This is a genomic window from Pelagibius litoralis, from assembly GCF_011683915.1.
Lineage (GTDB): Bacteria > Pseudomonadota > Alphaproteobacteria > Kiloniellales > Kiloniellaceae > Pelagibius > Pelagibius litoralis.
In genome coordinates this window covers 55,973-81,832 of record NZ_JAAQPH010000023.1, presented here as the reverse complement: position 1 = coordinate 81,832, position 25,860 = coordinate 55,973, and the positions used below count along the sequence as shown (strand labels likewise).

Here is a 25,860-nt window from a genome sequence, read left to right as displayed (position 1 = left end):
GCACTTGGCGCGACGGCCCAGGGCCACTAGTTTAGCGCCAATGCGCTTACCAACAGCCCCTTCGGCGAGCAACGCGGCATGACGACCGCCACACCCTTTGCTTTCGCCAGCGATAAACCCGTCAGGGCCAGCCGCGCCGTGGGCTTCTGGCTGCTTGGCTGCTGCACCATGGTTCTGGCCATGGCGGTAATCGGCGCCATCACGCGGCTGACCGAATCCGGCCTCTCGATCATGGAATGGGCCCCGGTCAGCGGCGTCCTGCCGCCGCTCAGCCAGGGGGAATGGCAGCGCCTCTTCGATCTTTACCGCCAGATTCCCGAATACCAGCAGGTCAATGCCGGGATGAGCCTGGCCGAGTTCAAAGCCATTTTCTGGTGGGAATACATCCACCGCCTCTGGGGCCGCCTGATCGGCCTGGTTTTCGCCCTGCCCTTCGCCTGGTTCTGGTGGCGCGGCAAGCTGGACGGGCGCATGACCCGGTTGTTGCTGCTCGCGCTTCTGCTCGGCGGGCTGCAGGGCTTCATGGGCTGGTTCATGGTGGCCAGCGGCTTTGGCGAACGCACCGATGTCAGTCAGTATCGCCTGGTAGCCCATCTGGGCCTGGCGCTGGGGATCTACGGCTATCTGTTCTGGCTTGCGCTGGGCCAGTTCTGGCCCCGGCCGGAGCGCAGCCGTGACCCGGCCGCCGGGCGGCTGCGCCGCAGCGGCTTTGCACTGCTGGCGCTGGTAGCGCTGACCATTCTTTCCGGCGGCTTCGTCGCCGGTCTGAACGCGGGCCTTGTCTACAACACCTTTCCTTTGATGGACGGCGATCTGGTGCCGGCGGGCTACGCCCTGCTGGCGCCCTGGCCGCTGAACCTTTTCGAAAACCATGCCGCCGTGCAGTTCAATCACCGCTTGCTGGCGGTCTCCACCATCTTCGTCACCCTGGCGATCTGGCTCTGGTCGCTGCGCCAGGACCTCTCTCCGGCGGTCCAGGGCGGCTTCGCCCTGCTGGCGATCCTGGCATTGCTGCAACTGGCCCTGGGCATCGTCACCCTGTTGCTGGTGGTGCCCATCTGGGCGGCAGCCCTGCATCAGGCCGGGGCGATCTTCGTGCTGACGGCGATACTCTGGTGCCTCTATCACCTGCGCGTGCGCAACCCGGCATGACCGCGGCGAAGAACGACGGCCAGAGAGTCGACAGCCGGGATCTGGACATTCCCGAAGAACCGCTGGCGGTCTCGGTACTCACCGGTTTTCTCGGCAGCGGCAAGACCACGCTGCTGCGCCATCTCCTGGCCCACCCGGCGATGGAAGAAACGGCGGTGATCGTCAACGAATTCGGCGAGATCGGCCTCGACCACCTGCTGGTCGAAAAGGCAACGGAAGACACCGTGCTGCTGAACAGCGGCTGCCTCTGCTGTACGGTGCGCGGCGACCTGGTCGAGGGCATGCGCGATCTTTACAAGCGCCGGGTGAAGCGCGAGGTCCCGCCCTTCAAGCGCCTGATCATCGAGACCACCGGCCTGGCCGATCCGGCGCCGATCCTGCAGACGCTGATGACCGACCCGCTGCTGTCCAACCGCTTTCGCCTGGACGGGGTGGTGACCACGGTGGATGCGGCCAACGGGTCCGAGACCCTGGACCGCCAGTTGGAATCGGTGAAGCAGGCGGCGGTGGCCGACCGCATCCTGCTGACCAAGAGCGACCTGGTGGAGGAGCCGGCCCGCAAGGCCCTGGAGCAACGCCTGCACAGCCTGAACCCCGCCGCCCCGATCTATGAGAGCGTTCAGGGCGCCGTCGACCCGGCCCTGTTGTTCAACGCCGGGCTCTACGATCCACAGAAAAAAAGCCCGGACGTGCAGGCCTGGCTGAAAGCCGAGGCCTACGATCAGACGGATCACGGGCATCATCATCACGATGTGAACCGCCATGACGCATCGATCCGCGCCTTCTGCCTGACCTACGACAAACCGCTGGACTGGGACCGCTTCAATTCCTGGGTGGAGATGCTGATCACCCTTTACGGCGGCAACATCCTGCGCATCAAGGGCCTGTTGAACGTCGCCGAGATCGAACAGCCGATCGTCATCCACGGCGTGCAGCATGTCTTCCATCCGCCGGTGCGCCTGGAAGACTGGCCCGACGACTCCCGGCAGTCGCGCATCGTCTTCATCGTCCGCGACCTGAAACCGGAGATGTTCGAACACACCCTGAAGGCCTTCAACGAAGACTCCTCGGCACCGATCTGAAGGTTTTTGGATTTACGCCGAAACGGCACCGCCCGGCGAAACGGTCAGTGTGATTCCTGCCACCGCCGGACGAGGCCTGCATTGCGCCGGATGAACGCGGTGAACCAGTTGTCAAAGGCCTGCCGGTCGCCGGCCTGCCAGCCGTCGGTAAGGATATGGGGCACACCTTCCTCGCGCATCACCTTGACGGCGACGACGGCGGGATGGGCGGGATGGGCCGGCGTGGTGAAAAACATCACGGTGCTTTCGCCGCCAAGCTCGACGCGCAGCGTATCGCCCTCTTCGGTCTGTACGCTGTCTTCCTTGCCGGTGGACTCCTCCAGCATCTGCTGAAAGGCCCCTTCGTCTATCTGCGACACCTCGCCCGCTTCCGCTGAAGCGGCGCCAACGGATGCTGCCCGCGCCTGCTGGCCGGAATAGACAAATACAGCAAGCAAGATCAGCGCTGAGGCCAGTCTTGCCGTACCAACCATCTAGCGAATTCCCAAAGATCCAACCTAGCCATATCGACTATCACTGGAACCTTGCCTAAACATGAAAGATGGGATTTTAGAGAATTCCGCCAGCGGCTTAATAGGGGTTGTAATACGCCCCGGTAACCGCCGTACCGTCGGAGTTATACGCGGTGCAGTTGTCGGTAGAATGGCAGAAACCGCCAAGTGCACGGCTGATCTGCTGGTTGCTGCAGCCGCTGAGGCCCAGAATCAGGACGCCCAGCAGCACCGCCGTTACAGGACGCGGAAAAGAGCGGGATCGAGCGCGCAAAGGAAGAAACTCCCAATAGTTGCAGGACCGGGAGAATAGCAGAATTCCCTGAAAATTTCTCAACGCCGGCGGCGCTGTCATGCCCCGCCATTCGCGTGTTAGCTCCTTCTGCCCCTCGGCCACGCCTTCACCCGGCGATACCAGTGAGCGATGTCTTTGAGATATAATACAACTATACGTGTAGCCTTTATCAATTTGAGAAATGACTTTCCGGACTTTCGCTGCGATCCCGGCAAAGCGCCGATCCCGCACAACGGAAGATGGACGCGGTTTCGTCAGAGCGATGGCTCAAGCCATCCGAAGGGCTTGGCGTGAAAAATTGCAGCCGCGAGCCACTGCATATACCGGGATCAATTCAGCAGCATGGCGCTCTTCTGGAGAAACCATCGGCTGCAGCGGCAGGCCGTGACGCTGCAGGGCCTGCCGATCCCGCGTAAGCTAATTCCGCGACTCGTCGGCGCGTACCGTCGGCGCGCCAATCTTCGGCATCGGCGTGAGAATAACCAATGCCGGCTGACCCACGGTGAGGTTCTGGGTCGGCATCTCGGCCTTTTCCTTCTCGGGCCGATCGCCCTTAACCACGATGGGTTCCATGGTGCAGTGGTCGCAGGGGCCGTTGTCGATGGCCAGGGCAACGGAGGGAATGGCCGCCGTCGCTGTAACAGCAGCGGCAAGGACAAGAGAGGTGATCTTCAGCATTGGATGGTATCCTTCAATATTCGGTTGCGTAATGCAGCTACTCCTTAGTCGCAACGGTTGAGAGAAGGTTCAAAGGGACCGCAGAAAATATCTCCCACAGAGACGCCTGAGCCTGGCTGGTTCGAAGCGACGAACCCCTCGCCGACAGGCAAGTCCAGACCTCATACCGCCGGCTGATCGACCGGTCTCACGCCGGTTTTACGAAGGCTCCACCACCATGACCAGGTCATGGGGCTCCACCCGGCTGCCCGTGGCGGCCACCACTTCGCCGACCTTGCCGGCAACCTCCGCATAGACGGCGGTTTCCATCTTCATCGCCTCGATGGTGAAGAGCCGGTCGCCTGCCGCGACCCGCTTGCCGGCATCGCAGATATTGACGATCAGGCCCGGCATCGGCGCACCGATCTGACCGGGGTCGGCTTCATCAGCCTTGCGCCGCACTTTGCCGGAGGCGGCCAGGGCCTTGTCCAGCACCTTTACCGTGCGCGGCTGTCCGTTCAGTTCGAAGAAGACCGTGCGCTGCCCGTCTTCGTCGGCATCGCTGAGCGCCAGGTAGGAGATGATCAGCGTCTTGCCGCGCTCGATCTCCACCGCGGTTTCCTGGCCCGGCTCCATCCCGTAGAAATAGACCGGCGTCGGTACCACCGAGGTATCGCTGTATTTGCGGCGGTGCTTGGCGTAGTCGACGAAAACATCGGGATACATGAGGTAGGAGGAAAGCTCACGCTCGCCGATGTGACGCCGCGCTTTCTTCTCCGCTTCTTTACGCACCGCCGCGAAATCCGCCGACGGCAGGGACGCGCCGCGGCGCTCGGTGAAGGGCTGTTCGCCCTTCAGGATCTTGGCCTGCAGGGCTTCGGGGAAGCCGCCGTAAGGCTGGCCCACCTCGCCGCGGAACAGGGCGATGACCGAGGCCGGGAAAGCCACCTCGCGCTGCGGGTCGGTCACGTCTTCGGGCGTCAGGCCGTTGGAGACCATGAAGAGCGCCATGTCGCCGACGACTTTCGATGTCGGCGTCACCTTCACGATGTCGCCGAACATCTCGTTCACCTGGGCGTAGGCCTTTTCCACATCGCCCCACTTGCGCGCCAAGCCGAGAGAGCGTGCCTGTTCCTGCAGATTGGTGAACTGCCCGCCGGGCATGCCGTGTTCGTAGACCGAGGAAGCCCCTGAGCGCATTTCGCTTTCGAAGCCGGCGTAAAAGCGCCTGGCACCCTCCCAATAGGCATTGATCCGGCGCAGCGCGTCGCGGTCCAGGCCGGGATCGCGCTCACTGCCGGAAAGCGCCGCGGCGATGGAGCCGAGGTTGGGCTGCGAGGTGAGGCCGCTCATGGCGTCCATCGCCGCATCGGCGGCATCGACCCCGGCCTCTGCCGCCGCCAGCACCGAAGCCGCCGAGATGCCCGAGGTATCGTGGGTGTGGAAGTGCAGCGGCAGGCCGACCTCCTGCTTCAGGGTGGAAACCAGCAGGCGCGCCGCCGCCGGCTTACAGAGCCCGCCCATGTCCTTGATGCCCAGGATGTGGGCACCCGCCGCCTCCAACTCCTTGGCCAGGCCGACGTAGTATTTCAGGTCGTACTTGGTTTCCCGCGGATCGGAGAGATCGCCGGTGTAGCAGATCGCCGCCTCGCAGAGCAGGCCGGTCTCGCGCACCGCATCGATTGAAACCCGCATGTTCTCGATCCAATTCAGGGAATCGAACACGCGGAACAGGTCGACCCCGGAATCGGCGGCCTGGGCGATGAAATGGCGCACCACATTGTCGGGATAGTTGGAGTAGCCGACCCCGTTGGAACCGCGGGTCAGCATCTGCAGCAGTGTGTTGGGCACCGCCTCGCGCAGCGCCGCCAGCCGCTCCCAGGGATCTTCCTTCAGGAAGCGCAGGGCCACGTCGAAGGTCGCGCCGCCCCAGCATTCCAGCGACAGCAACTGGGGCATCAGCCGCGCATAGGACGGCGCGACGGCAACCAGATCATGGCTGCGCATGCGGGTGGCGAAGAGCGACTGATGGGCGTCGCGCATGGTGGTGTCGGTGAGCAGCAGGCGCTTCTCATCCAGCATCCACCTGGCAAAACCTTCCGGCCCCAGCTCGTTCAGGCGCTGCTTGCTGCCCGCGGGCGGGTCCTGCAGCGCCAGGGCCGGATCGATCTCCGGCAGGATCGCCGGCGCCATCTCACCCGGCGATCCGGCCGGCAGAGGGCGGCCCGCGACCTCCGGATTGCCGTTCACGATGACGTCGCCGATGAAACTCAGCAGGCGTGTCGCGCGGTCGCGGCGGCGATGGAATTCGAACAGCTCCGGCGTCGAATCGATGAAGCGGGTGGTGGCCTCGCCACTTTGGAACTTGGGATGGGCGATGACCGCTTCCAGGAACCAGAGGTTGGTCGCCACACCGCGAATCCGAAACTCCCTGAGCGCGCGATCCATGCGCGCGGTCGACTCCGCCGCCGTCGGCCCCCAGGCCGTTACCTTTTCCAGCAGGGAATCATAGAACGGCGTGATCAGCGCGCCGGAATAGGCCGTACCTCCGTCGAGGCGGATGCCGAAGCCGGTGGCGCCGCGATAGGCGGTGATGCGACCGTAGTCCGGGATGAACTTGTTCAGCGGATCTTCGGTGGTGATACGGCATTGCAGTGCGTGGCCGTCCAGCCTGAGGTCGTTCTGCGCCGGCACGCCGCTCGCCGGATCGCCGATACGCGCGCCCGCCGAAATGCGGATCTGCGCCTTTACCAGATCAACGCCGGTGACTTCTTCGGTCACCGTGTGCTCCACCTGGATGCGCGGATTGACCTCGATGAAATAGAGCGAGTCGGTTTCCGCATCCATCAGGAACTCGACCGTTCCGGCGCAGACATAGTTCGCGGCCTTGGCCAGGCGCACCGCGGCGTCGCAAAGCTCCGCCCGCTTGGCCTCACTGAGATAGGGCGCCGGCGCGCGCTCCACGATCTTCTGATTGCGGCGCTGCATGGAACAGTCGCGCTCAAAAAGGTGAATCACGTTGCCGTACTGATCGCCGAGGATCTGCACCTCGACATGGCGCGCCTGGCGCACCAGTTTTTCCAGAAAGATCTCGTCGTTGCCGAAAGCGGCCTTGGCCTCGCGCCGCCCCGCCGCCACTTGCTCATGAAGTTCTGCGGCGTTCTCGACCACGCGCATGCCGCGCCCGCCGCCGCCCCAGGAGGCCTTGGCCATGATCGGATAGCCGACCTTTTCCGCCAGTTCGGCAGCCGCCGCTTCGTCGTGCGGCAGGGTGCCGCTCGCCGGCATGACGGGAATCCCCGCCGTCTCCGCCAGATTGCGCGCCTCGACCTTGCTGCCCAGGCGGCGCATCACGTCGGGCTTGGGGCCGATGAAGGTGATCCCGGCCTTGGCGCAGGCCTCGGCAAAGTCCGGATTCTCGGAGAGGAAACCATAGCCCGGATGGATGGCGTCGACCTTCGCGTCATGGGCGACCCGCAGAATGTCGTCGATGTCCAGATAGGCCGCCACCGGCTCCTTGCCCTTGCCAACCTGAAAAGCTTCGTCGGCCTTGAAGCGGTGCAGCGCGAAGCGGTCCTCGTGGGAATAGATCGCCACGGTGTGGATGCCGAGTTCGCTCGCCGCGCGCAGTACACGGATGGCGATTTCACTGCGGTTGGCGACCAGCAGCTTACGGAATGGCGGCCGTGCGTCGCCGATGCGAGATGGGCTCACCCTTTTTCCCCCAGTTGGTTCTTGCTTCTTGCGAGCTAGAGATTGTTGCAGTGCAGTATAGACCCCAATCGCCCGCATCGCCACGATCTTTAGCAGCCCCGCTGCCGGCGGCGGGATTGTGAGACGACAACGGCGGCGAAATCGGTTTATTCCCTTCGAAACCACTGGCCTCGCAATAACGAAGACGGCACCTTGCAAGATCGACATCCACATGTCCGCAAGGGGCAGAAGTATGCTTTGCCGCCGTCTCCGGTCCTGCCTGCTGCTGGGAAACTTGATCTGGGGGAGCTTGATCTTGTTACCATCGGGTCATGCCGCTTCGGCGGCCGAATGGCCGCTATCCTCTCTGACCGAGGCCGGCTTCGCCGCCGAAACCGGCGACCTGCTGGACCGCAGCTATGCCGCGGGCGCGTTGTCCAACCTGCACGGCGTCGTCGTCATACGCGGCGGCAAGCTGGTGCTGGAACGCTACTTCGAGGGTGAGGACGAGGTTTGGGGCACGCCCCTTGGCCCCGTCGTCTTCGGCCCTAAGACGCTGCACGACCTGCGCTCGGTCTCCAAAAGCGTGGTCAGCCTGCTCTACGGCATCGCCCTGGCTGAAGGCAAAGTCCCGCCGCTCGACACGCCACTGGTCGATCTCTTCGACTATCCCGATCTGGCCGCCGACGACGCGCGGCGCCGGATCATGGTGAAGCACGCGCTCACCATGACCCTGGGCCTGGCCTGGGACGAGTCCCTGCCTTACAGCGACCCGCGCAACAGCGAGATCGCCATGGAGATGGCGGACGACCGCTACCGCTACATCCTGGAGCGGCCCATCATCGCCGAGCCCGGCACAAAGTGGACCTACAGCGGCGGCAGCACGGCCCTGCTCGCCCATCTGATTTCCCGAGGCAGCGGCAAGCCCCTTATCGACGTCGCCCGGGAGAAACTCTTTGCGCCTCTCGGCATCACCCGGAGTTCCTGGACGCCGGGCTTGAACGGCGAGGCCGCCGCCGCCTCCGGCCTGCGCCTTACCGCCCGCGACCTCGCGCGCATCGGCCAGATGGTCCTGAACCAGGGCCGCTGGGGGGACCGCCAGGTCGTGCCGGAAGACTGGCTGAGGGACTCCTTCATCCACCATGTGCCCTCAGAGGACAGCCTCTTCTACGGCTATCAGTGGTGGCTGGGTAAGGGCAGCCGGGACGGGCGCAACTGGATCGCCGGCTTCGGCAACGGCGGCCAGCGTCTCGTCGTCATTCCCGACCTCGACCTGGTGCTGGTCGTGCTGGCCGGCGACTACAATCAGCGCGACGCCTGGAAAATCTCGGTCCGCATCATGACCGAAATTCTCTTCCCCTCGATCAGAGAACCCTAGCGCGCAACCACACCAATCGTCACCCCGGACGTGATCCGGGGTCCATGGTGCCGACGATCCGGTGTTTTCCGGATGAGATCTTGCGAACGAAGCGATGGATCCCGGATCAAGTCCGGGATGACCAAAAAAACAACCAATAAGCCGTGGGGGAAAGTTGGAGCGGGTAGCGAGAATCGAACTCGCGCGTTCAGCTTGGGAAGCTGACAGGCTACCATTACATCATACCCGCCTGGGGCCGACCCAAGGAACCAGGGAAGGCCTGCTTTCAGGTGGGAAGTTAGGATTTCTGGGGCGTTAAGGCAAGCCGCCATGATAACGGCCCCCACCCCCGGAAAAGCGCAAGAATCGGATGTAAAGCCAGGAGCTCCGCAGGCTATCAAGAGAGCCTGTATGGAGGAGAAAATCATGGCTGATACAGCGATTCTCGAGGTTGATAGTTCCCTCGACGAGGCGCGATGGGCGGCGGTGCTGCGCCGCGACCCCGCCATGGACGGGCGCTTCGTCTATGCGGTGAAGACCACCGGCATCTACTGCCGGCCGAGCTGCCCCTCCGGACCGGCGAAACGCGGGAACGTCCGCTTCTTCGCCGACAACGCGGCGGCGGAAGCGGCGGGCTTTCGCACCTGCAAGCGCTGCCGGCCCGACGCGGTGGTGGTGGCGACGGCGAAAGACGGCATCGCCGGCAGGATCGCGGCGCTGGACTGGCCGCGCATCGACGCCGAACTGGACGAGGGCGGCATCGGCCTGTTGGGGCCTCTGCTGTCGCCGACGGAGTGCAGCGACCTGCGGTCGTTCTATGAGGAGGATCACCGCTTCCGCAGCCGGGTCGTGATGCAGCGCCACGGCTTCGGCAGCGGCGAGTACAAGTACTTCGCCTACCCCCTGCCGGACCTGATCGGCGACCTCCGCGCGGCGGTCTACCCCGAGGCGGCGCGGACCGCCAACCGCTGGCGCGCGATGCTGGGGCAGGACCCTTTCTTTCCCGACAGCCACCGGGCCTACCTGAAGCATTGCCACGCGGCCGGCCAGAGGCGGCCGACGCCGCTGCTGCTGCGCTACGGCCCCGGCGACTACAACTGCCTGCACCAGGATCTTTACGGCCCCGAGGTGCTGCCCTTGCAGATGGTGATCCTGCTCAGCGAACCCGGCCCGAGAGAAAAGGGCGGGGATTTCACCGGCGGCGAGTTCGTGCTGACCGAGCAGCGCCCGCGCATGCAGTCCCGCGCCGAGGTGGTGCCGCTGCGCCAGGGCGAAGCCGCGATCTTCGCCGTCAACGAACGCCCGCGCCAGGGCACGCGCGGCGCCTACAGGGTGAAGCTGCGCCACGGCGTCAGCCGCATCCGTTCCGGCCAGCGCTTCACCGCCGGCATCATCTTCCACGACGCGCAGTAGCAATCTCTGCATCGCTTGACCGGGATCAAGGCGCGCCCTGCCGGGCGGGCTATGCTGGCCTGACACAACAAGCGGAGCGATCATGCCGAGGATGCTGAACCTGGCCGGCCTCTGTCTTGCCGCGATCCTGTTCTCAACAACCGGCACGGCGGCGCAGAGCGACGACCCGCATCGGATCTACGAACAACGCTGCGCCGGCTGCCACACCCCGCATGCCGGGGATTTCGCGCAGGAGAGCCTGCTGGAGGAAGACGGCCGTCTTCTGGGCCGTGAGAGCGGGCGCGACCTGCGCGGCTTCCTCGAGGCCGGACACGGCAAGCTGGAACCGGCGGAGATCGACACGATCGTCGAACAGCTGGGCGCGATCCTGCAGCGCGGCGCGCTGTTCCAACGCAAATGCCGCATCTGCCACGACCGGGCGCGGGAACTGGCCCGGCTTCAGTTGATCGTAAAAGACGACATACTGCGCGGACGCTACAGCGAACGCGAGATTGCCGACTTTCTGCGCGACCACGGCCGGCTTACCGAGAAAGAGGTGCCTGTTGTCGTCGAGATGCTGACGCAACACCGGCAGAACATGGAGCGCTAAGCCCGCATCCAACTTGACCCATCCCTCTTGACCCATCCCTCTTGACCTGGGTCATGGTGACGGACCAACGCAGGCATCAAGCTTGGCTGGAGCAACCTTTCGAGGAGACCCCGGCCATGTCCTACACCACGACCAAGGCAGCCATCGCGGCGGGCGCCGCAGCCTGCGCAATGCTGGCGATGCTCGCCGCCCCGGCGGGGCCGGTGGCTCAAAGCAGCAGCGACGATGCCCTGGAACCGCGGCCGGGTCTCGACCCCTGGGCCGTGGAGATCGAGGAACTGCCGGCCTGGGACCTGCAGAAAAGCCCACCGCCGCTGGAGGCCCGCGCCAAGCGCCACCTGGAATTCATCCAGGCCGGCGTACCGCTGGAGTACCGCAGCCGGCGCAACCCCTTTCCCAACACGCCGGGGACGATTGAGGAGGGCGCGCAGCTCTACGCCGCCAACTGTGCAGCCTGCCACGGCCGCTACGGCCGCGGCGACGGCGATGCCGGGCTCGACCTGCTGCCCTCGCCGGCGCTGCTCGGCAGTTTGATGGACAAGCAGGGCGCCATCGACGAATACCTGCTGTGGTCGGTCGCCGAGGGCGGTAAACCCTTCGGCACCGCCATGCCGGCCTATCAGGACCGCCTGCGCGAGGCCGACATCTGGCGCATCGTCACCTATATGCGCGCCGGCTTCCCGGTTGAAAACGACGGCTGACCCCGCCCCCTGAACCCGGGCGTAACCCTTCACGAGTGACCGTCATCCAATAAAAGCCCTGTGATCAGGAACCCCTGACGGATGACAGGGCCCAGGTGCGCCTGTAGGCTGCCCCATCTAAGCTATGGAACTAAGGGATCCGATCCGGATCGCTTGGCCATGGCGGGGGCAGCCGACCGGCCGGAGAGTCGCCGTTTCGGCCGCTATTATCTATGTAGAACTGGGAGATGACATCCATGCGCCGCCGTATCGCGCTTCTGCCGCTTTTGGCTGCCTGCCTGACCGCCGCCCTGGGCCTGAGCGCCCAGGCCGCAGAAGACCGGCCCTGGAACGAAATCGTCGCCGCCGGCAAAGGCCAGACGGTCTACTGGAACGCCTGGGGCGGCGACGAGCGCATCAATGCCTATATCGCCTGGGTGGGCGAGCGCGTCTGGGACGACTACGGCATCATGGTCCGCCACGTGAAACTGGCCGATACCGCCGACGCGGTTTCGCGGGTGCTGGCGGAACGGGCCGGCGGCAAGACCGACGGCGGCTCCATCGACCTCATCTGGATCAATGGCGAGAACTTCGCCACCATGAAGGAAAACAGCCTGCTCTACGGCCCCTTCACCGAGGCATTGCCGAACTTCCAGCTCGTGGATTTCGAAGACAAACCCTCCACCCTGGTGGACTTTACGGTTGCCGCCGACGGGCTGGAAGCGCCCTGGGGCATGGCCAAACTGAACTTCATCTACGATTCCGCCCGGGTCGCCGAAACCCCCGGCTCGATCCCGGCACTGCTCGATTGGGCGAAAGCCAGGCCCGGCCGCTTCACCTATCCGACACCGCCCGACTTCATCGGCACCACTTTCCTGAAACAGGTGCTGACCGAACTCGCCCCCGACGCCGCGTTCCTGCAACAGCCGGTGGCCGACGACGCCCAGGTGGAACAGGTCGCCCGGCCGCTGTGGGAGTTTCTCGACGCCCTTCATCCGCACCTCTGGCGCGGCGGCAAGATCTTTCCCGCCAGCGGCCCGGCCCAGCGCCAGTTGCTGGACGACGGCGAGGTCGACATCGCCCTGTCGTTCTACCCTTCAGAAGCGTCATCGGCGATCGCCAACGCACTGCTGCCCGAAACCGCGCGCACCTTCGTGCTGGACCGCGGCACCATCGGCAACACCCACTTCGTCGCCATCCCCTTCAACGCCAACGCTACCGAGGGCGCGCTGGTGGTGGCGAACTTTCTGATGGGCGCAGAGGCCCAGGCCCGGAAACAGAATCCCGATGTCTGGGGCGACGATACCGTGCTGGCCATGGCCAAGCTGGATGACGCCGGCCGGGCCCTGTTCGACAATCTTCCCAGCGGCCTGGCGACTCTGGCACCGGAAGACCTGGGCCCCACGCTGTTGGAACCGCATCCGTCGTGGATGACCCGCATCGAGGCGGAGTGGCAGCGCCGCTACGCGCGCTAACCGAAGCGGCGCGACGACAGACACAGGCAAGCAGCCGACAATGACAAGACGCGATCTTCTGGCCTATCTGCCGGGCTTGACGCTGCTGCTGTTCCTGGCACCGGTGGCCGCCGGGCTGATCGGCACCTGGCTGCCGGCCTTCGGCTACTTCCCGGCGCTGGAGGGGCATGCCTTCACGCTGGCGCCCTGGGCCGTGCTGCTCAATCATCCGGGCCTGGGCGAGTCTTTGAGGCTGACTCTGCTTTCCGGCCTCCTGGCGACGCTGGTCTCCTTCCTCCTCACCATCTTCTTTCTGGCCGCCTGCCACGGCAGCCGGATGATTCTGGCGATCCGCGGGCTGATGGCGCCGCTGCTGGCGGTCCCCCATGCGGCCATGGCCCTGGGGCTGGCCTTTCTGATCGCCCCCAGCGGATGGCTGGTGCGCCTGGTCTCGCCCTGGGCGACCGGCTGGGACCTGCCGCCGGATGTGGCAACGCTGCAGGACCCCAACGGCCTGGCGCTGACCCTGGGGCTGATCATGAAGGAGCTGCCCTTCCTGCTGCTGATGACCCTGGCGGCGCTGGAGCACAGCCGCGCCGACGAGCGCCTGGCCATCGCCCGTTCGCTCGGCTACGGGCCGGTCATGGCCTGGATGAAAACCGTGCTGCCGGCGATCTACCGCCAGATCCGCCTGCCGATCTATGCCGTCCTCGCCTATTCGCTGTCGGTGGTCGACATGGCGCTGATCCTGGCGCCGCTCTCGCCGCCGCCGCTGGCGGTGCAGGTGTTGCGCTGGTTCAACGACCCGGACCTGACCATGCGCTTTGTCGCTGCGGCGGGCGCGGTTCTGCAGTTGCTGGTCGTCGTCGCCGCCATCGGCCTCTGGCGGCTCGCCGAAATCATCGCCGCACGGCTGGGCCGCATCTGGATCGCCGGCGGCCGGCGCGGCGGCAAGGGCCGCGTCCTGCATCTGCTGATCGCCACCGCAATCCAGCTGCTGGTCGCCCTGGCCGCGGCCGGCCTCCTGGCCATGGCCATCTGGTCGGTCACGCGGCGCTGGCGCTATCCCGATGCCCTGCCGTCAGCCCTTACCACCGATGTCTGGGCGCGGCAGGGTCACGACCTGATCTGGACGACGGGTACCACGCTGATCAGCGGCCTCGCCGCCGCCTTCATCGCCCTGGCCCTGGTGCTCGGCTGTCTTGAGAACGAGCAGCGCCGGGGCCTTTCGACATCGACCCGGGCGCTTTGGCTGCTCTATGCGCCGCTTCTGGTGCCACAGGTCGCCTTTCTCTTCGGCAGTCAGGTGCTCTCCATTCAGATCGGAATCGACGGAACCTGGATCGCGCTGGTCTGGAGCCATCTGCTTTTCGTACTTCCCTATGTGTTTCTGTCTCTGGCCGACCCCTACCGCGCGTTGGACGAACGCTACAGCCGCACGGCGCTCTGTCTGGGGGCAAACCCCAACCGGGTGTTCTGGCGGGTGAAGCTGCCCATGCTGCTGCGCCCGATCCTGTTTGCCACGGCTGTCGGTTTCGCCGTCAGCGTGACACAATACCTGCCGACCCTCTTTGCCGGGGGTGGCCGCTTCGTCACCCTGACAACCGAGGCCGTCAGCCTTTCCGCCGGAGGAGACCGCCGCGTTATGGGCGTTTTCGCGTTCCTGCAGGCAGCCCTGCCGCTTGCCGCCTTTGCCGCCGCCTTGGCCCTGCCCAAGCACCTGGCGCGCCGCCGTGTCCTGCGGGAGCAAAGGGCATGACCGTGGTTTCGGTCGCCAAGGACTATGGCCTCGCCCTGCGTCAGGTGGAGCTGGCGCACGGCGGGCAGCGATTTCTCGGCCCCCTCAGCCTGACGGTTGCGCCCGGCGAGGTCGTCACCGTGATGGGACCCAGCGGTTGCGGTAAATCCAGCCTGCTGGCCTTTGTCTGCGGCACCCTGGATCCGGCCCTCACGGGAGCCGGCCGGCTTCTCCTGAACGGCGCGGAAATCGGCGACCGCCCGCCGGAAGAACGCCGCATCGGCATCCTGTTTCAGGACGACCTGCTGTTTCCCCACCTCTCAGTCGCCGGCAACCTGGCCTTCGGCCTGCCGCCGGAGATGCGCGACCGCAAAACCAGGCGCGCCCGTATCGAGGAGGCGCTGGCCGAGGCCGACATGGCCGAATTTTACGACCGCGATCCGGTCACCCTCTCGGGCGGCCAGCGGGCACGCGTCGCCCTGCTGCGCACCCTGCTGTCGGAGCCCTGCGCCCTGCTGCTCGACGAGCCCTTCGCCAAACTGGATGTCGCCCTCAGGGCCAGGTTCCGCAGTTTCGTCTTCGATCACGCCCGGGCCCAGGCTCTGCCGACCCTCTTGGTCACCCACGACCCCCAGGATGCCACCGACGCAGGCGGGCCGGTTCTGGAAATAGATGCCGCCGGCCGGATGCTTGCCACCAAGACCCCGCGGCTCAGCCAAAGCGGCCCGCATCATTCCTAGAGTCTTTTCGACTTAAACGGCACCCGACGACGGGTACTTGCCTAAGCCTTTGGCATCGCGTCGGAATAATTTCTCATATCGACCGTCTTACCTTTGACTCGCCCCCTTTGGGCGGAGGCTGCCGCCTATTCGATTGTAGGCGAACCTCCTATCTGTGCGTGAAAAATCCAAAGAAAGCACAACCCAAAACTGTTCAACCTACCAAAATGATTTCCAAGGTCGGCTTTCATTCAACGGGAGATGTTCGGAAATGATGTTACCGAAAATACTAGCCTCATTGGCCGCCGCCGCTCTGCTCAGCGGCTGCGTTGCCGGGTACAACGTCGACGAGATGCGTGAGGCGGAGGGTACAGGCTCACCCTTCACCCAGGCGCTCGCCAGCGAATACAAGGACCTGACGGTTTTTGAGGCCGACGAGATGGTCGACTGGGAATCGGCCGACCTCTACGCAAGAAAAGGCCTGCTGGCCGCCGAAGGCAGTGAGGTTCAGCCCGAGGTCGTCAACGAATGGCATCTGCCGGATTCCATGGTCGACGAGTTCTCGACCGCCCGATCGCGGCTCGTGACACTGCTGGATGCCAGTGCCAGAACCAAGGCGCCGGAAGATGCGGCCATCGCCCAGTCCCGCTTCGACTGCTGGGTCGAACAGCAGGAAGAAGGGCATCAGCTGGACCATATCGCGCGCTGCCGCGAGGAGTTCTACGCGGCGCTGGAGCGCCTGGAAGGCATGATGGCCGCCGCCCCGGCGCCCGCACCCGCCCCAGCGCCGGCACCGCCGCCCGCTGTTGCGCCGCAGTCCTTTGTCCTGTTCTTCGATTTCGACAGCGACCAGATCACCCCGGCCGGTGCTGCCGTGATCGATGAAGCCATTGCCGCATCGGGCTCTTCAGGCTTCAGCGAATTCTCCGTGACCGGCCACGCCGACCGGGCCGGCTCGGAAGATTACAATCTGGAACTGTCGCTGCGCCGCGCCAACGCGGTCCGCGATGCCCTGACCGGCAAAGGCGCCGATCCCGACGGTCTGTTCGTGGCCGGGCGCGGCGAGGCGGAACCGGCCGTTCCGACCGCCGACGGGGTGCAGGAGCAGGCCAACCGACGTGTGGAAATAAACCCACAATAACAATGACATGAAGCTGAAATGGGCCGGAGCCATCGTTATGGGGCTCCGGCCCTTTCTTGTCTGCCGATCAGGGCGTAAGCTGGGGGAAGATCAGATATTGCCGGGGGAGAGCGGGGAGCTTGCTCCAGCCTCTGTATCCGGCCGAAAAGGAACCCTCAGGATCATGTACAGCGCGACCACCCAATCCATAAACGTGACGGTCAAGCCGATCTACTTGGACGAACAGTCCTCACCCACCGACGGGCATTATGTCTGGGCCTATCAGGTCACCATTGAGAATGCCGGCTTCGAGACCGTTCAACTGCTGAACCGCCACTGGCGGATCACGGATTCCATGGGCCGTATGCAGGAAGTCCGCGGCGCCGGTGTGGTCGGCGAGCAACCGACCCTGGAGCCCGGAGAAAGCTTCGAGTACACCAGCGGCACGCCCCTGACGACACCGTCCGGCATCATGGTCGGCAGCTACGAAATGGAAAGCGCCGACGGGCGCCGCTTCGACGTTGAGATTCCGGCCTTTTCGCTGGACAGCCCCCATCAGCCCGTGCAACTCAACTAAAGCATGCTGCAGGGCATCGGCGGTTGTGGGGCCGGGCCGCTTGCCGAAGAGGGGGAATCTAAGCGCGTGAGCGAAAGCCACAGTAGTCAGCCGTTTGCTACCGGCCAGCAGCCAGCCGGGCGACGCATCACCCGCAGGCTCGGCCCCTTCCGCAGCAATGCAGCCGACTAGATCCCGGCAGCGGCGACGCATGAAACAGCCGACCAACAGGATTGGGCGACGGCCTGCGGGCGCAACCCAAACCGGCACGGCGATCGCAGCGCACGGACGGCAACGATGATCGAACTGCGCCCGGTCTTCTTTATCATCGGGATCCTGATCACCGTCCTGGCGATCGCCATGATCATTCCGGCTATCGTCGACGCCGCCGTCGGCCACCCGGACTGGCTGGTGTTCTCCAAGGCCGCGGCCGTCACCCTGTTCACCGGGGTCTCGATGATGCTGACGACACGCTCGCGCCTCGGCAACTTCTCGCTGCGCCAGGCCTTCGTCATGACCAATCTGGCATGGTTCGTCATCGCGGTCTTCGGTGCCCTGCCCTTCACCTTCTCCGAGCTGGAGCTGAGCTTCACCGACGCCTTCTTCGAATCCATGTCCGGCGTCACCACCACCGGCGCCACGGTGATCGTCGGCCTGGACTTCGCCCCGCCCGGCATTCTGCTGTGGCGCGCCATCCTGCAATGGCTGGGCGGCGTCGGTATCATCGTCATGGCCGTCGCCATCCTGCCGGTCCTTCAGGTCGGCGGCATGCAGATGTTTCGGGTCGAGGCCTTCGATACCGACAAGGTGTTGCCCCGGGCCGCGCAGATCGCCGGCGGCATTTCGATTATCTACGTTTTCCTGACAGCGGTGGCGGCGATCCTGTTCTGGTCGGTGGGCATGAACACCTTCGATGCCGTCGCCCATGCCATGACCTCCATCGCAACGGGCGGCTTCTCGACCTACGACGCCTCGGTCGGACATTTCGCCAACCCGGCGGTCGATTGGACCATGAGCTTCGTGATGGTGCTGGGCTCGATCCCCTTCGTGCTGTACCTGCGGGTGATCCGCGGCGACCTGCGCCCGGTCTTCGCCGACGCCCAGGTCCGCTGGTTCTTCTGCATCCTGGGCGCCGCCATCGTCCTGGTCGCGCTCTGGCTGGTGGCAACATCGTTGATGGGGCCGCTGGACGCCCTGCGCTACGCCACCTTCAACGTGATATCGGTGATGACCGGCAGCGGCTTTTCCACCGCCGACTACAATGCCTGGGGCAGTTTCGTGCTCTCCATCATGTTCGTCTTGATGTTCGTCGGCGGCTGCGCCGGCTCGACCACCTGCGGGATCAAGATCTTCCGCCTGCAGGTGCTCCATTCCACCGCCCGGGCTCAGCTTCAGCGGCTGATGCAGCCCAACGGCGTGTTCTTTCCCTACTACAACAAGAAACCGATTCCCGAAGCCGTTGCCTCTTCGGTGATGTCGTTTTTCTTTCTCTTTGCCGTCTGTTTCGCCCTGCTGACCATCGGGCTCGGTCTGACCGGGCTGGACTTCGTCACCGCGGTATCCGGCGCGGCCTCGGCCATCGCCAATGTCGGCCCCGGCCTGGGTGACGTCATCGGCCCGTCCGGCACCTACGCAACCCTGCCGGACAGCGCCAAGCTGCTGCTGTCCGTCGGCATGCTGCTGGGGCGCCTCGAGCTCTTTACGGTTCTGATCCTGCTGGCTCCCTCATTCTGGCGCGGATAGAATAAGAGCGATGATCCGCCAATCCTCTCGCGACATGATCGCCCGCCTCGTCGGCTTCGATACCGTCTCCGCCAAGTCGAACACGGCGTTGATCGATTTTGCGCAGGACTATCTGGAGAGCCAGGGTGCGCGCTGCCGCCGCAGCAGCAACGCCGACGGCAGCAAGGCCAATCTTCTGGCCAGCCTGGGCCCGGGTGTTCCCGGCGGCGTGGTACTGTCGGGGCACAGCGATGTCGTGCCGGTCGAGGGGCAGCCCTGGGACCGCGATCCCTTCACCCTCTTCGAAGACGGCGGCTATCTCTATGGCCGGGGCACCGCCGACATGAAAAGCTTCCTGGCCATTGCCATGGGGCTGGTGCCCGAGTTCAACGCCCGCCCCTTGAAGCGGCCGATCCACCTGGCCTTTTCCTACGACGAAGAGGTCGGCTGTACCGGCGTTCCCGCCCTGATCGACGACCTGACCCAGCATCTGCCAGAACCGGCGCTGGTCATCGTCGGCGAGCCGACCTCCATGCAGATCGTCAACGGCCACAAGGGCTGCTTTCTCTTCGAAACCCGCATCAAGGGACAGGCGGCCCATTCCAGCCTGCCGCAGCTCGGCGCCAACGCCATCATGGCGGCCGGGAAGATCATCGCCCATATCGCAGGCCTCGCCGAGGCCAAGCGCGCGGCCGCCGATCCGAACAACCCCTTCAACCCGCCCTACACAACCTTCAACCTGGGTGAGGTCAACGGCGGCAAGGCAGTCAACATCGTGGCGCAGGACTGTCGCTTCACCTGGGAGTTCCGGCCCGTTCCGGGCGAGGACACCGAGGCCATCATCGCCGAGGTCGACCGTTTCGCCCGCGACGAGGTTCTGCCGAAACTGCGCGAGTTCGCGCCCGAGGCCAGCATCGAAACGCTGCGCCCGGCAACCGTTCTGCCCCTCTCCCCCGAACGCGACGGCGCGGCGGAGACCCTGGTTCGCCGCCTCACCGGCGCCAACGACAGCGGCGTCGTTTCCTTCGGAACCGAGGGAGGTCTGTTTCAGGCAGCCGGCCTCTCGACCGTTGTCTTCGGGCCGGGCTCCATCGACCAGGCCCACCAGGCCAACGAGTACATCGCCCTGGAACAGGTCGCGGCCTGCGAGGCCTTCATGCTGAAACTGCGCGACTGGGCCGCAGCCTGACTGAAGCAGGCCTGAATTAAAGCAGGTTCAGTTCGCCCACCGCCTGGAAGGTAACCTCGGACCCGAAGAAGCGGCTGGCGAAAGCGGCCACCCGCGCCGGATCGCCCGAGGTGAGGAAGCGCCGCGCGCCGGTCTGCCCCGACTCAACTGCGAATCGCGGATGGCGGGTCAGGTAGTCGGCCAGGCTGTCGGCGACAATGGTCGGCTGGTCTAGCAACTGTACGGAAGACGGCAGGACCGCCGCGAAGAGGTGCGCCACCAGGGGATAATGCGTACAGCCGAGCACCGCCGCCTCAGGCACACGGCCCTCCGTCTGCTTCAGCATTGCCGCGACATAGCCGGTGACCAAGTCGTGCAGCACATCTTCCGGTTCATCCGCCTCTATGGCAGCGACGAGATTGGGGCAGGCCTGACTGACCACCCGCATCCGCGGCGCGCGCAGGCCGACCTCGAAGGGATAGGCCCCGGAATGAATGGTGCGCTGGGTGGCGAAGACGGCAACCATGCCGTCCTCCGGCACCCGCTTGGGCCCCGGCGCACCGTCGCGCCAGGAAACCGCGCTGAGCGCCTCGACCATGGGTACGAAAACACCGAGCACCCGGCGCTCCGGCGCCGCATCGGGCAGCCAGTCCTGCTGCAGCCTGCGCAGAGCGACGGCGGAGGCGGTATTGCAGGCAATCAGCACCAGGCTGCAACCCTCGGCGAAGAGGCGCTCAACCGCGGCCAGGGTCAGCGTGTAGATCTCCCCTTCCGGCCGCGGGCCATAGGGCGCGTTGCCATGGTCGCCGAAATAAGTGAAAGACGCCGCCGGCATGCGCTGGGTCAGGGCATGCAGCACGGTGAGGCCGCCGTGACCGGAGTCGAAGACTCCGATCATGCGCCCGGCGCTCCGCTACAGAACGATGTAGGGGAAAAAAGCACTGCGGATGGTGTCCTCAAGCTGTGTGTTGAGGTCGTTCATGGCGTTCTCGGTCAATTTGTACCAGATCTGCTCGCGCTCTTTCAGCGTAATGTCCTCCGGCACGGTGATGGAGCGCCGCGCCTCGGCCCTGGCCGTGGCTTGAACCTGGCGTCCGTCGAGGATCTCCATATCAACGACGATACGGGCCTCATAGCGCTCCGACTGATCGGTGGTCAGCAGGCCGGTAACGCCGCTTTCGGTCGGCAGGGGCGTCTCGACGGCCGAGGCTTCGCGCACGATGTAACGGAACACCAAGCGGTCGCCTTCGGCCTCCAGGCGGTCCTGCGCCCAGCGCACCGCCGCGTCGTTCGGCTTTACCGGAAAACGGTGCTCCACGTTGGGGGCCTTGCCCGGCGTCACATAGGCCTGTTCGATGCGAACATCGCCGACATCGAGCCCGATTTCGGGAAGATGGCCGTAGGTGATATCCGCAAAGCGGTTTTGCGGTTCATCGAAGCTGCAGGCAGCCAAAAGGCCGCCCAGGATTGCAAAGGCGAAGAAAGGCCTGACCAAGGCGCGCATACCGGGCATTCCTTGAATGATCAATGACAGCGAAACGACAGGCATAGTGAGAGAATTGGGCAGGATCAAGGCGCGTAGATGCGCTCCAGGTCGTCTTCGTCGAAGCGATAGACCCGGGTGCAGAACTCACAGGTGACCTCAACCGCACCGTCGATCTTCAGTTCTTCGATCTCCGGGCGCGGCATGGCGCCCAGAACCGCTTCCAGCCGCTCCCCGGAACAGCGGCAGGCCTCCACCAGCGGGCGCGGCTCGAAGACCCGGACCCCCTCTTCGTGAAACAGGCGATAGAGCAGGTCGTTCAGCGGCAGGCCGTCGTCGAGCAGTTCGTCCGGCCGGCAGCTTGCCTGCAGCACCATGGCCCGGCGCCAGTCGTCTTCATCATCGATCTCGCCGACGCTCTCCTCCGGCAGGCGCTGCAGCACCAGTGCCGCCGACACCCAGCCGTCGCCACGCCGCCCCGCCGCCAGCACGATCCCGCTCTGCAGTTGTTCCGATTGCATAAAGTAGTGCTGCAGGCAGTCCGCCAGAGTGTCGCCGTCCAAGGCCACGATCCCCTGATAGCGATCGCTGTAGTCGCCCTGATCCACGGTGAAGGCCAGAGAGCCCTTGCCGAACAGGGCCGGCACCGTCGGCCTGTCGCCCCCGGCATCGGTCACGGCCTGCGCCAACCTCTCCCGGTCAAAACCGGCATAACCCCGCATGGCCCCCTCGGACGTCACATCCACGACCATGACCCTGATCGGGCCATCACCGCTGGCCTGCAGGGTGAAGATGCCCTCGTACTTCAGCATCGCGGAGAGCCCGCCGCAGAGCGCCAGCATCTCGGCCAGCAGTTGCGCCACGGGATCGGGATAATCGTGGCGCCGCAGGATCTCGCTGCTGACCCGCTCCAGCCTCAGAAGCCGCCCCCGGATGTCGGAGGATTCGAGCAGAAAGGGCTGGACTTGGTCGGCTTCGAGACGCCGGCCTGTTCTGTCGCCTTCCGGCATCAGGTGAGACACCACGCCAGGATACCTTTTTGGGCATGAAGACGGTTTTCCGCTTCGTCCCAGACCACCGACTGGGGCCCGTCGATGACCGCCGCCGTCACCTCGTCGCCGCGATGGGCCGGCAGGCAGTGCAGGAAGATCGCATTCGGCTTGGCCAGCGCCATGACGTGCTCGTCCACCTGATAGGACCGCAGCAGGTTGTGGCGGCTCTCGCCGTCATCGTCGCCCATGGAAACCCAGGTATCGGTGACCACCGCATCGACATCCTTCACCAGGCTGTCGACATCGGGGGAAACGACGATCTTGCCGCCCTCGGCGGCGGCCCAGTCCAGCACCGCCTGGGGCGGACGCAGCGGCTCGGGGCAGGCCAGGCGCAGTTCGAAGTTGAATCGCACCGCGGCGTGGATCCAGGACACCGCCATGTTGTTGCCGTCGCCGCACCAGGTCACCACCTTGCCGTCGATCCGGCCGAGGTGTTCCTCGAAGGTCAGCACATCGGCCATCAACTGACAGGGATGGGTCACGTCGGTCAGCCCGTTGATCACCGGCACCGTGGCGTAGTCCGCCATCTCCAGAAGGATTTCTTCCTTGGTGGTACGGATCATGATGGCATCGACATAACGCGACAGCACACGGGCGGTATCGGCAACGGTCTCGCCGCGGCCGAGCTGGGTGCCGCTCGGCTCCAGCACCACGGCCTGGCCGCCCAGCTGATTGGCCGCCACCTCGAAGGAAACCCGGGTGCGGGTCGAGGGCTTCTCGAAGATCATCGCCAGGGTCTTGCCGGCCAGAAGCTTGGCTTCACCGTTCGCCGCTTCGCCGCGCTTCATGCGCCCGGCGGCATCGAGCATCAGGCGCAGCTCGGCGGTATCGAGCCGGTCGAGGTCGAGGAAATGCTTCGGCTGGTTTCCGGTTTGCGATGTCATATCAAGCCGCCTCGGCCCAACTGGCACAGGCCCGGTCGATGGCCTGAACCGCCTCTTTCACCTGGGTCTCGTCGATGATCAGCGGCGGCAGGAGGCGGATGACGTTCTCCGCCGCACCGACTGTCAGCAGGCCCTCTTCGCGCAGCTTGGCGATCACCTCGGTATTGGGCACGACGCACTGCAGGCCCAGCATCAGGCCGGCGCCCCGCACGCCGGCGAGGACATGGGGGTAGCGCTTCACCAGATCGTTCAGTTCCTGCCACAACAGACGGGCGATGCGGTCGACCTCCGGCAGGAAGCCTTCCTCCAGCATCACATCCAGCACCGCATTGGCGACCGCCATGGCCAGCGGGTTCCCCCCGAAGGTGCTGCCGTGGGTGCCGGGCTGCATCGCCTCGGCGGCCTTTTCCGTTGCCAGTATGGCGCCGATCGGAAAGCCGCTGCCCAGGCCCTTGGCCAGCGCCATGACATCGGGCGCCATGCCGGCCCATTGATGCGCGAAGAGCTTGCCGGTCCGGCCCATGCCGCATTGGATCTCATCGAAGATCAGCAGCAGGTCGTATTCGTCGCAGACCGCCCGCAGGGCGCGCAGGTAGTCCAGATCGGCCGGGCGCACGCCGCCCTCGCCCTGGATCGGTTCCACCAGGATCGCCGCCGTTTCCGGCGTGATGGCGTTGCGCAGCTCGTTCATGTTGCCGAAAGGCACGGAATCGAAACCCTCGCTGACCGGCCCGAAGCCGTCGAGATACTTGGGGTTTCCCGCCGCCGAAAGGGTCGTCAGGGTGCGGCCGTGGAACGCGCCGGCGCAGGAGATCACCCGCGTCTTTTCCGGATGACCGGCGGCGAAGTGATAGCGGCGGGCGATCTTCAACGCGCCCTCCACCGCCTCGGCGCCGGAATTGCAGAAGAATATCCGCTCGGCGAAGCTGTTCGCCGTCAGGCGCTCGGCCAGGCGCTGGCCTTCCGGAATGGTGTAGAGGTTCGAGACATGCCACAGCTTGGCCGCCTGCTCCTGCAATGCCTGCACCAGATGGGGATGGCTGTGGCCCAGCGCATTGACCGCGATGCCGGCGGCAAAATCCAGGAATCGTCGCCCGTCGGCCGTGTAGAGATAGGGGCCTTCGCCGCGCTCGAAAGCGAGGTCGGCGCGCGCATAGGTCGGCATCAAAGCGTCACTCACGGACCAAACTCCTAAATTCAGGGCCACCAACAGCTTTCGCCCGGTCCGGCCCAGAGGGGTCAAACCTTAGAATCACTTGGCTTTGGGCGAGTATTCAAGCCTTTTCAAAGCCTGTGCGGCTTTCACCAAAGGCTGAAGGGGCGACACTATTGGCAGAATGCGGCCCCCTGTCAACCGGATCGCCAGGCCCGCGCCGCCTGGAAGCCAGGCCTGCTTGACCGAGATCATGGCCGCTGGCGCCCGGACACCGCAGTCTCCATCGCGCAGACAGAAGGAGGCGAAGCGGGAAGGCATGCTTGACCGGCGCCGGTTCATCGGCAGTTCCGCCCTTGGCGGTGCAGCGCTTTTGCTCGGCGGCTGCTCCTATGATCCCACGGCCTACCAGGCGGCGGTGGCGGAGATGACACGGCCCTTGCCGGTCAATCCGGATTTTCGCGAACTGGTCCGCTATGCCACCCTGGCCGCAAATGGCCACAACACCCAGCCCTGGACATTCCGTTTGCAGGAACGGGGTATCGACATCCTGCCGGACTTCACACGGCGCACCCCGGTCGTCGACCCGGACGACCATCATCTCTTCGCCAGCCTGGGCTGCGCTGCGGAAAACCTGGCCATCGCGGCAAAAGCCAGGGGCATGGCCGGCGACGTCATCTTCGAGAGCATTGGACAAGGCCATATCTCGGTCGACCTCTCGCCAGCGCCGCGCGAAGAGACAGGCCTCTTCGCGGCGATACCGGCCCGGCAGTGCAGCCGCGCCGCCTATGACGGCAAAGCGGTACCGGGCGCGATACTGGATCGGCTCCCCCTTGCGGCGAAAAGATACGCGGTGGAGACGATCCTGCTTACCGATGACAAAAGCCGAGAGGACATCCTGGCCCTGGTCATCGAAGGCAACAGCCGCCAGATGGATGACCCGGCCTTCCTGGCCGAACTGAAGCACTGGATCCGCTTCAATCCCGGCCACGCCCTTGCCGCAGGAGACGGTATTTACAGCGCGACCTCAGGCAATCCGGAATTGCCGCGCTGGATCGGGGCGCCTTTGTTCGACCTGTTTTTCGACAAGGATTCGGAGAACGACAAATACGCCGCACAGATCCGCTCCTCCGCCGGCGTCGCCGTTTTCGTCGCGCGCACCGACGACCGGGAAGGCTGGTTCAATGCCGGCCGCGCTTATCAGCGTTTCGCCCTGCAGGCAACCGCGGACGGACTGAAGCAGGCCTTCGTCAATCAAGCCGTCGAGGTTCCGGCTGTGCGCGGCGAACTGCAGACACTGCTCAGGATCGGCGGTCGGCGGCCGAACCTCGTCGTGCGTTTCGGCTACGGCCCGCGCCTGCCGAAATCGCTACGCCGCCCGTTGGAGGCCGTGATCGCCTGA

The 25,860-nt window shown here is 65.0% G+C and carries 23 protein-coding genes and 1 tRNA gene; 14 read left to right on the top strand and 10 right to left on the bottom strand.

The annotated features are described in order from the left end of the window. The first annotated feature begins 78 nt into the window (after window positions 1–78). Window positions 79–1,152, top strand: coding sequence for a COX15/CtaA family protein (locus HBA54_RS23485; RefSeq protein ID WP_167229294.1), 1,074 nt, complete (start codon window positions 79–81; stop codon window positions 1,150–1,152). Continuing rightward, on the top strand, window positions 1,149–2,234 hold the full coding sequence (locus HBA54_RS23480; protein ID WP_167229292.1) for a CobW family GTP-binding protein: 1,086 nt from the start codon (window positions 1,149–1,151) through the stop codon (window positions 2,232–2,234). Before HBA54_RS23485 ends, HBA54_RS23480 begins: the two co-directional genes overlap by 4 nt. 44 nt (window positions 2,235–2,278) lie before the next feature. On the opposite strand, the gene HBA54_RS23475 is transcribed toward HBA54_RS23480, so the two are convergent. The 4 genes from HBA54_RS23475 to HBA54_RS23460 all read right to left on the bottom strand — a co-directional run bounded on the left by HBA54_RS23475 (window position 2,279) and on the right by HBA54_RS23460 (window position 7,391). Then, on the bottom strand, window positions 2,279–2,707 hold the full coding sequence (locus HBA54_RS23475) for a hypothetical protein (RefSeq protein ID WP_167229290.1): 429 nt from the start codon (window positions 2,705–2,707) through the stop codon (window positions 2,279–2,281). A 97-nt stretch (window positions 2,708–2,804) separates the two neighbouring features. Next, window positions 2,805–2,999: a hypothetical protein gene (locus HBA54_RS23470; RefSeq protein WP_167229288.1), complete on the bottom strand. Its 195-nt coding sequence runs from the start codon at window positions 2,997–2,999 to the stop codon at window positions 2,805–2,807. Between the two features lie 438 nt (window positions 3,000–3,437). Then, window positions 3,438–3,698: a hypothetical protein gene (locus HBA54_RS23465; RefSeq protein WP_167229286.1), complete on the bottom strand. Its 261-nt coding sequence runs from the start codon at window positions 3,696–3,698 to the stop codon at window positions 3,438–3,440. 198 nt (window positions 3,699–3,896) lie between these two features. Then, window positions 3,897–7,391, bottom strand: coding sequence for a pyruvate carboxylase (locus HBA54_RS23460; RefSeq protein WP_322096103.1), 3,495 nt, complete (start codon window positions 7,389–7,391; stop codon window positions 3,897–3,899). A 295-nt stretch (window positions 7,392–7,686) separates the two neighbouring features. Here HBA54_RS23460 and HBA54_RS23455 point away from each other — a divergent pair, with 295 nt between their 5' ends. Then, on the top strand, window positions 7,687–8,748 hold the full coding sequence (locus HBA54_RS23455; RefSeq protein ID WP_205944871.1) for a serine hydrolase domain-containing protein: 1,062 nt from the start codon (window positions 7,687–7,689) through the stop codon (window positions 8,746–8,748). A gap of 155 nt (window positions 8,749–8,903) precedes the next feature. Here the strand turns inward: HBA54_RS23455 and HBA54_RS23450 are convergent. Then, window positions 8,904–8,977: transfer RNA gene (locus tag HBA54_RS23450), tRNA-Gly, on the bottom strand. A gap of 176 nt (window positions 8,978–9,153) precedes the next feature. Between HBA54_RS23450 and HBA54_RS23445 the strand changes: the two genes are divergently transcribed. The 10 genes from HBA54_RS23445 (at window position 9,154) to argE (ending at window position 19,907) form a co-directional block, all read left to right on the top strand. Then, a complete protein-coding gene (locus HBA54_RS23445) occupies window positions 9,154–10,140 on the top strand; it encodes a 2OG-Fe(II) oxygenase (protein ID WP_167229280.1) in 987 nt (328 codons plus the stop codon). Between the two features lie 82 nt (window positions 10,141–10,222). Next, window positions 10,223–10,729, top strand: coding sequence for a hypothetical protein (locus tag HBA54_RS23440; RefSeq protein ID WP_167229278.1), 507 nt, complete (start codon window positions 10,223–10,225; stop codon window positions 10,727–10,729). 116 nt (window positions 10,730–10,845) lie between these two features. Further along, a complete protein-coding gene (locus HBA54_RS23435) occupies window positions 10,846–11,430 on the top strand; it encodes a c-type cytochrome (RefSeq protein WP_167229276.1) in 585 nt (194 codons plus the stop codon). A 236-nt stretch (window positions 11,431–11,666) separates the two neighbouring features. Continuing rightward, on the top strand, window positions 11,667–12,884 hold the full coding sequence (locus tag HBA54_RS23430) for an ABC transporter substrate-binding protein (RefSeq protein ID WP_167229274.1): 1,218 nt from the start codon (window positions 11,667–11,669) through the stop codon (window positions 12,882–12,884). 40 nt (window positions 12,885–12,924) lie between these two features. Then, window positions 12,925–14,622 carry an ABC transporter permease gene (locus tag HBA54_RS23425; protein ID WP_167229272.1) on the top strand — a complete coding sequence of 566 codons (1,698 nt, stop codon included), beginning with the start codon at window positions 12,925–12,927 and terminating at the stop codon, window positions 14,620–14,622. Beyond that, window positions 14,619–15,341 carry an ATP-binding cassette domain-containing protein gene (locus HBA54_RS23420; RefSeq protein ID WP_167229270.1) on the top strand — a complete coding sequence of 241 codons (723 nt, stop codon included), beginning with the start codon at window positions 14,619–14,621 and terminating at the stop codon, window positions 15,339–15,341. The genes HBA54_RS23425 and HBA54_RS23420 overlap by 4 nt, the downstream gene beginning before the upstream one ends. A gap of 250 nt (window positions 15,342–15,591) precedes the next feature. After that, on the top strand, window positions 15,592–16,461 hold the full coding sequence (locus HBA54_RS23415; protein WP_167229268.1) for an OmpA family protein: 870 nt from the start codon (window positions 15,592–15,594) through the stop codon (window positions 16,459–16,461). Window positions 16,462–16,624: 163 nt separating this feature from the next. After that, a complete protein-coding gene (gene apaG, locus HBA54_RS23410) occupies window positions 16,625–17,017 on the top strand; it encodes a Co2+/Mg2+ efflux facilitator ApaG/CorD (protein WP_167229266.1) in 393 nt (130 codons plus the stop codon). 276 nt (window positions 17,018–17,293) lie between these two features. After that, window positions 17,294–18,739: a TrkH family potassium uptake protein gene (locus HBA54_RS23405; protein WP_205944870.1), complete on the top strand. Its 1,446-nt coding sequence runs from the start codon at window positions 17,294–17,296 to the stop codon at window positions 18,737–18,739. A gap of 10 nt (window positions 18,740–18,749) precedes the next feature. Next, window positions 18,750–19,907, top strand: a complete 1,158-nt coding sequence (gene argE / locus HBA54_RS23400) for an acetylornithine deacetylase (RefSeq protein WP_167229264.1) — start codon at window positions 18,750–18,752, stop codon at window positions 19,905–19,907. A gap of 16 nt (window positions 19,908–19,923) precedes the next feature. Here argE and HBA54_RS23395 read toward each other — a convergent pair whose 3' ends face one another. The 5 genes from HBA54_RS23395 to HBA54_RS23375 all read right to left on the bottom strand — a co-directional run bounded on the left by HBA54_RS23395 (window position 19,924) and on the right by HBA54_RS23375 (window position 24,485). After that, the gene (locus HBA54_RS23395; protein WP_167229262.1) at window positions 19,924–20,784 is read right to left on the bottom strand and encodes a glutamate racemase; all 861 of its coding nucleotides are present in this window, start codon (window positions 20,782–20,784) and stop codon (window positions 19,924–19,926) included. 15 nt (window positions 20,785–20,799) lie between these two features. Then, entirely contained in the window at window positions 20,800–21,390 is a 591-nt protein-coding gene (locus HBA54_RS23390; protein ID WP_167229259.1) for a hypothetical protein, read from the bottom strand. A gap of 65 nt (window positions 21,391–21,455) precedes the next feature. Continuing rightward, complete coding sequence (gene hslO / locus HBA54_RS23385; RefSeq protein WP_322096102.1) at window positions 21,456–22,394, bottom strand: Hsp33 family molecular chaperone HslO; 939 nt, start codon at window positions 22,392–22,394, stop codon at window positions 21,456–21,458. After that, complete coding sequence (argF, locus tag HBA54_RS23380) at window positions 22,379–23,305, bottom strand: ornithine carbamoyltransferase (RefSeq protein WP_167229257.1); 927 nt, start codon at window positions 23,303–23,305, stop codon at window positions 22,379–22,381. The genes hslO and argF overlap by 16 nt, the downstream gene beginning before the upstream one ends. A gap of 1 nt (window position 23,306) precedes the next feature. Further along, window positions 23,307–24,485, bottom strand: coding sequence for an aspartate aminotransferase family protein (locus tag HBA54_RS23375; protein WP_167229255.1), 1,179 nt, complete (start codon window positions 24,483–24,485; stop codon window positions 23,307–23,309). A gap of 214 nt (window positions 24,486–24,699) precedes the next feature. Between HBA54_RS23375 and HBA54_RS23370 the strand changes: the two genes are divergently transcribed. After that, window positions 24,700–25,860, top strand: a complete 1,161-nt coding sequence (locus HBA54_RS23370) for an Acg family FMN-binding oxidoreductase (RefSeq protein ID WP_205944869.1) — start codon at window positions 24,700–24,702, stop codon at window positions 25,858–25,860.

Bases quoted from the DNA above. Each gene is read 5' to 3' on its own strand.
- HBA54_RS23485 (WP_167229294.1), top strand. From the start codon at position 79: ATGACGACCGCCACACCCTTTGCTTTCGCCAGCGATAAACCCGTCAGG.
- HBA54_RS23475 (WP_167229290.1), bottom strand. From the start codon at position 2,707: ATGGTTGGTACGGCAAGACTGGCCTCAGCGCTGATCTTGCTTGCTGTA.
- HBA54_RS23440 (WP_167229278.1), top strand. From the start codon at position 10,223: ATGCCGAGGATGCTGAACCTGGCCGGCCTCTGTCTTGCCGCGATCCTG.
- HBA54_RS23420 (WP_167229270.1), top strand. From the start codon at position 14,619: ATGACCGTGGTTTCGGTCGCCAAGGACTATGGCCTCGCCCTGCGTCAG.
- HBA54_RS23445 (WP_167229280.1), top strand. From the start codon at position 9,154: ATGGCTGATACAGCGATTCTCGAGGTTGATAGTTCCCTCGACGAGGCG.
- argE (WP_167229264.1), top strand. From the start codon at position 18,750: ATGATCCGCCAATCCTCTCGCGACATGATCGCCCGCCTCGTCGGCTTC.
- HBA54_RS23390 (WP_167229259.1), bottom strand. From the start codon at position 21,390: ATGCGCGCCTTGGTCAGGCCTTTCTTCGCCTTTGCAATCCTGGGCGGC.
- HBA54_RS23395 (WP_167229262.1), bottom strand. From the start codon at position 20,784: ATGATCGGAGTCTTCGACTCCGGTCACGGCGGCCTCACCGTGCTGCAT.
- apaG (WP_167229266.1), top strand. From the start codon at position 16,625: ATGTACAGCGCGACCACCCAATCCATAAACGTGACGGTCAAGCCGATC.
- HBA54_RS23435 (WP_167229276.1), top strand. From the start codon at position 10,846: ATGTCCTACACCACGACCAAGGCAGCCATCGCGGCGGGCGCCGCAGCC.
- HBA54_RS23415 (WP_167229268.1), top strand. From the start codon at position 15,592: ATGATGTTACCGAAAATACTAGCCTCATTGGCCGCCGCCGCTCTGCTC.
- HBA54_RS23480 (WP_167229292.1), top strand. From the start codon at position 1,149: ATGACCGCGGCGAAGAACGACGGCCAGAGAGTCGACAGCCGGGATCTG.
- HBA54_RS23405 (WP_205944870.1), top strand. From the start codon at position 17,294: ATGATCGAACTGCGCCCGGTCTTCTTTATCATCGGGATCCTGATCACC.
- argF (WP_167229257.1), bottom strand. From the start codon at position 23,305: ATGACATCGCAAACCGGAAACCAGCCGAAGCATTTCCTCGACCTCGAC.
- HBA54_RS23425 (WP_167229272.1), top strand. From the start codon at position 12,925: ATGACAAGACGCGATCTTCTGGCCTATCTGCCGGGCTTGACGCTGCTG.
- HBA54_RS23465 (WP_167229286.1), bottom strand. From the start codon at position 3,698: ATGCTGAAGATCACCTCTCTTGTCCTTGCCGCTGCTGTTACAGCGACG.
- HBA54_RS23430 (WP_167229274.1), top strand. From the start codon at position 11,667: ATGCGCCGCCGTATCGCGCTTCTGCCGCTTTTGGCTGCCTGCCTGACC.